Source organism: Pseudomonas citronellolis, assembly GCF_029335315.1.
Classification (GTDB): Bacteria; Pseudomonadota; Gammaproteobacteria; order Pseudomonadales; family Pseudomonadaceae; genus Pseudomonas; species Pseudomonas citronellolis_A.
On the sequence record NZ_JARJLT010000409.1, the window covers coordinates 1 to 5,309 of the forward strand.

Sequence of the window (5,309 nt, forward strand, 5' to 3'; positions counted from 1 at the left end):
TTCTGGCGAATTGGAAAGCAGGCTAACGAAACAGCCGCAAGCATAACAAGTCGCTGCCGCCAGGAGAGGCCCGGTCGCACAAAATTGCGCCGTTCCTACACGCCAACGGGCGCCGGCCGTGTGGCCAGCGCCCGCTGGCGTGTCAGTGCGCCGCGCCCTCGTCGCCGGGCGCGGGCGCCTGGGCCTTGGGCTTCTTGCCCTTGCCCAGACGATCGCTGGCCGATTCCACCAGCATGTAGAACATCGGGATGAGGAAGGTCGCCAGCAGGGTCGCGGCGAGCATCCCGCCGATCACCCCGGTGCCGATCGAATGGCGGCTGGCGGAACCCGCGCCGGTGCTGATGGCCAGCGGCACGCAACCGAGGATGAACGCCAGCGAGGTCATGACGATCGGCCGGAAGCGCAGCTTGGCCGCCTCCAGCGCCGCCTGCAGCGGCCCCAGCCCCTGCTCCTCGCGGACCATCACGGCGAACTCGATGATCAGGATGGCGTTCTTCGCCGCCAGGCCGATCAGGGTCACCAGGCCGACCTGGAAGTACACGTCATTGCTCAGCCCACGCATCCAGATGGCGAGGATGGCGCCGAACACCGCGAAGGGCACCGCGGTGACCACCGCCAGCGGCAGGGTCCAGCGCTCGTACTGGGCGGCGAGGATGAGGAACACCAGGATCAGGCCGAAGAGGAACGCGGTGCTGCCCGAGCCCTGGGTCGCCAGCTCCTGGTAGGCCGAGCCGATCCAGGCCAGCTGGTAATCGTCGCCCAGGGTCTGGTCGGCCACTTCCTGCATCGCCGCCAGCGACTGGCCGGAGCTGTAGCCCGGCGCCGGGCCGCCGAGCAGCTTGGCCGCCGGGAACACGTTGAAGCGCGCGTAGGAATCCGGGCCGAGGGTGCGCTGCACGCTGACCAGGGCCGAGAGCGGCACCAGGTCACCGCTGGAAGCGCGCACGTAGACCTGGGTCAGGTCCTCGGGCTTGCGGCGGAAGTCCGCCTCGGACTGCAGGTTGACCTTCCAGGTCCGCCCGTACAGGGTGAAGTCGTTGACGTAATAGGCGCCAAAGGTCGCCTGCATGGCGGTGAACACGTCGTTGATCGCCACCCCCAGCGAACGCGCCTTGGTGCGGTCGAGGTTGATGTAGTACTGCGGCACGTTGGCGTTGAAGGTACTGGTCACGCCGGCCAGTTCGGGACGCTTGGCCGCCGCCGCCATGAACTTCTGGACGATCTGTTCGAGCTGCGCGGAGGTGCCGCCGCTGCGGTCCTGAATGTACGCCTCGAAGCCGCCGGTGGTGCTCATGCCGGTGATCGGCGGCGGGTTGAAGGTCATCACCACGCCGTCCTGCTGCTTGGCGCCCATGCCCATGAAGGTGCGGGTCAGGTTGCGCGCGTCCAGCTCGGGGGTGGTGCGTTCCTTCCAGTCCTTGAGGGTGACGAAGGACACACCGGCGCTGGTGGTGTTGGCGTTGGTCAGGATGTTCAGGCCAGCGAAGGTCAGCACGTCCTGCACCGCCGGGTGTTTCTCCAGCTGCGCGGTGACGGCGTCGGTGACCGCCGCCGTGCGCGACAGCGAGGCCGCCGGCGGCAGGATGTAGGCGTTGAGCACGTAGCCCTGGTCCTCGTCGGGCACCAGCGAGCCGGGCACCCGGCCGAACAGCACGACCATCAGCGCGATCATTCCACCGAACACCAGCAGGCCGATGACCGCGCGCTTGAGGAAGAACTGCACGCCGGCGCCGTAAGCCGAGGTGGCCGCGTCGAACATCCGGTTGAACCAGCGGAACGGCGCCGCCGGCTCCTTGTGCTCGGGCTTGAGGATCAGCGCGCAGAGCGCCGGCGACAGGGTCAGCGCGACAATCCCGGAAATCACCACCGACACCGCGATGGTGATCGCGAACTGCTGGTACATCTGCCCGGCCAGCCCGCCGAGGAAGCCCACCGGGACGAACACCGCGCACAGCACCAGGACGATGGCGACGATCGGCCCGGTCACCTCCTCCATGGCCTTGATCGCCGCCTCGCGCGGCGGCAGTTTCTCGGTTCGCATCACCCGCTCGACGTTCTCCAGCACCACGATGGCGTCGTCCACCACGATGCCGATGGCCAGCACCAGGCCGAACAGGGTCAGCAGGTTGATGGAGAAGCCCAGCAGGTACATGCCGGCGAAGGTGCCGACCAGCGACACCGGGATGGCCAGCACCGGGATCAGGGTGGCGCGCAGGTTCTGCAGGAAGATGTAGACCACCAGCATCACCAGCACCAGGGCCTCGAAGAAGGTGTGCACCACCTCCTCGATGGACACCTTGACGAAGACGGTGGTGTCGTAGGGAATCTTGTAGGTGACGCCCTCGGGGAAGCGCTTGGCCAGCCTCTCCATGGTGGCGCGCACCGTCTCGGCGGTGTCCAGGGCATTGGCGCCGGGTTGCAGGTAGACGCCGAAGGCGGCGTTGAGCTGGCCGTTCAGCGTGGTCTTCATCGAGTAGTCCAGGGCGCCCAGCTCGACCCGCGCGACGTCCTTCAGGCGCAGGCTGGCGCCAGTGCTGTCGGTGCGCAGGATGACGCTGTCGAACTCCTGCGGATCGGTGAAGCGGCCCTGGGTGCTCACCGTGTAGGTGAAGTCCTGCGGCTTGTTCAGCGGCTCCTTGCCGAAGTTGCCGGCGGCGAACTGCGAGTTCTGCTCGCGGATGGCATCGACCACGTCGCTGGGCGTGAGATTGTACTGCGCCAGCTTGTCCGGGCGCAGCCAGATGCGCATGGAGTAGTCCTTGGAGCCGAACTGGGTGACGTCGCCGACGCCGGGAATCCGCTTCAGTTCGTCGATCACGTTGATCAGCGCGTAGTTGCTGATGAACACCGGGTCACGCGAGCCGTCCGGCGAATACAGGGCCACCACCTGGAGGATGTCGGAGGACTTCTTCTGCACCTTGACGCCTTGCCGGCGCACTTCCTCGGGCAGCTTGGCCAGGGCGGCCTGGACCTTGTTGTTGACGTTGATGGTGGCCTGGTCCGGGTCGGTGCCGACCTGGAAGTACACGGTCAGGCTCATGGCGCCGCTGCTGTCGGAGTTGGACAGCTGGTAGATCATGCCTTCGACGCCGTTGATTTCCTGTTCCAGCGGCGCCGCCACGGTTTCGGCGATCACCTGCGAGCTGGCGCCGGGATAGGAGGCGGTCACCGAGACCTGCGGCGGCAGGATCTCCGGGTACTGCGCCACCGGCAGCGCATGCAGGGCGGCGAGCCCGGCAAGCAGGAAGACGATGGAGATCACCATGGCGAAGATCGGACGGTCGATGAAGAAGCGCGAAATCACGATGGCCGCTCCTTCAGGACTTTGCTTGCTGGTCGGGGGCCTGCTGCGCCGGCGCCGCGGGCGCCTCCACGGCTTTCACCGGCTGGTCCGGGCGCACCTTGGGCAAGCCGTCGACGATCACCCGGTCACCCTCGTCGACGCCGGAGTCGAGGACCCAGCGCTGGTCGACCATCTGCGAGGCGCTCACCTGGCGCACGCGGGCCATGCCGTCCTTGTCCACGATGTAGACGAAGGTGCCGCGCGGGCCCTGGGCCAGCGCCCGTTCGGGCACGGTGACCGCGGCCTTGCGGGTGATACCGACGACCACCAGGCGAACAAACTGCCCGGGGATCAGGTGGGTGTCCGGGTTGGGCACCACGGCGCGGGCGTTGATGGTGCCGGTGCCGGTGTTGACGAAGCTGTCGGTGAAGTCGACCACGCCGTTGACCGGGTAGCGGCTGCCGTCGCCGAAGAATATCTGCGCCTGCAGCTTGCCCTGCGCGGGCAACACCAGGCGGCCCTGCTGGACGCCGTCGCGCAGGCGCGCGGCTTCGGTGTCGGAATAGGCGAAGTTGACGTAGATCGGGTCGAGCTGGGTCAGCTCGGTGAGCAGGCTGGTATTCGGGTCGCTGGCGGTGACCAGGCTGCCCTCGGAGCGGGCCTCCTTGCTCGCCATGCCGGAGATCGGCGCCTTGACCGTGGTGTAGTCCAGGTCGATCTGCTTGGCGTCGACGTTGGCCTTGGCCGCCTGCACGTCGGCCTTGGCCTGCTCGTAGTCGGAGGTGTAGCGGTCCAGCTCGCTGGCGCTGGCGAAGCCCTTGCGCTGCAGCTCGCGGATCCGCCGCAGGTCGCGGTCGGTCTGGCGGTAGCGCGCCTGGGCCTGGGCCAGCGCGCCCTTGGCCTGGCCGAGGGCGGCCTGGTAGGGACGCGGGTCGATCTGGAACAGCACCTGGCCCTGCTTGACCGGCCGGCCCTCTTCATAAGTGCGTTTCTGCAGGATGCCACTGACCTGGGCGCGCACCTCCACCTCGCGGAAACCGGCCGCCCGCGCCGAATACTCGAGTTTCAGCGGCAGGCTGCTGCTCTTGGCCACCTCCACCGTGACCTCCGGTGGCGGTGCCGCTTTCCCCTCTTCCGCCTGGACCGGGTGGACGGACTGCGCGACAACCAGGGCGCAAAAGGCCAGGGCGGCAGGCAAGCGGGCGGTGGACGGCATAGAACCTCTCCATGGAATGTCGGCTAAGGCGAATCGGCTCGGCAGTGGGGGAAATCTGCCATACGCCAGTAACTCACGGTTCCCGCTCGAAATTTCAGTAAACTGCGGGGACACTAGTGAGACTAGCCGGTATAGCTAAGCGCGCCATGAGAAGAACCAAAGAAGATTCGGAGAAGACCCGCCAGACGATCCTGGACTCGGCGGAAGCGCTTTTCCTGGAGAACGGCGTCTCCAGCACCAGCCTCGAAGAAATCGCGCGCAACGCGGGAGTGACGCGCGGTGCGGTGTACTGGCACTTCGAAAACAAGGCCCACCTGTTCAACGAATTGCTCGCCCAGGTGCGCCTGCCGCCAGAGCAACTGACGCTGCGCCTGTCCGGCTGCGACGGCGCCGACCCGGTGCGCTCGCTGTTCGACCTGTGCGTGGAGGTGGTGCAGAGCCTGGCGCAGAACGCGCAGAAGCGCCGCGTGCTGACCATCCTGCTGCAACGCTGCGAATTCACCGAGGAGCTGCGCGAGGCGATCCTGCGCCACAACGCCTTCATCCGCCAGTTCATCGACCTCTGCGAGCAGCTCTTCGCCCGCGACAGGTGCCGCGTGCGGCTGCTTCCCGGGGTGACCCCGAAGAGCGCCTCGCGGGCGGTCCACGGGATGATCCTGGGGCTGATCAACGACTGGCTGCGCGACCCCGAGCTGTTCGACCCGGTGGAAGAAACCGAACAGCTCTTCGACCCGCTGTTCCGCGGGCTGATCCGCGACTGGGGTCAGGCCGGCGCGGCTTCGTAACCTTCCTCGCGGATCGCCGCGAGGA

3 protein-coding genes are annotated in these 5,309 nt (G+C 67.1%); 1 reads left to right on the top strand and 2 read right to left on the bottom strand.

Annotation, left to right across the window (positions count from 1 at the left end):
* Positions 1 to 142: 142 nt before the first annotated feature.
* Positions 143 to 3,304 carry an efflux RND transporter permease subunit gene (locus P3W75_RS31120; protein ID WP_276231179.1) on the bottom strand — a complete coding sequence of 1,054 codons (3,162 nt, stop codon included), beginning with the start codon at positions 3,302 to 3,304 and terminating at the stop codon, positions 143 to 145.
* A gap of 13 nt (positions 3,305 to 3,317) precedes the next feature.
* Positions 3,318 to 4,499, bottom strand: coding sequence for an efflux RND transporter periplasmic adaptor subunit (locus P3W75_RS31125; protein ID WP_276231180.1), 1,182 nt, complete (start codon positions 4,497 to 4,499; stop codon positions 3,318 to 3,320).
* Between the two features lie 146 nt (positions 4,500 to 4,645).
* Here P3W75_RS31125 and P3W75_RS31130 point away from each other — a divergent pair, with 146 nt between their 5' ends.
* Positions 4,646 to 5,284 (top strand): TetR family transcriptional regulator, encoded by a 639-nt coding sequence (locus P3W75_RS31130; RefSeq protein WP_276231181.1) that lies wholly within the window; start codon positions 4,646 to 4,648, stop codon positions 5,282 to 5,284.
* Positions 5,285 to 5,309 lie beyond the last annotated feature (25 nt).

Bases quoted from the DNA above. Each gene is read 5' to 3' on its own strand.
- P3W75_RS31125 (WP_276231180.1), bottom strand. From the start codon at position 4,499: ATGCCGTCCACCGCCCGCTTGCCTGCCGCCCTGGCCTTTTGCGCCCTG.
- P3W75_RS31130 (WP_276231181.1), top strand. From the start codon at position 4,646: ATGAGAAGAACCAAAGAAGATTCGGAGAAGACCCGCCAGACGATCCTG.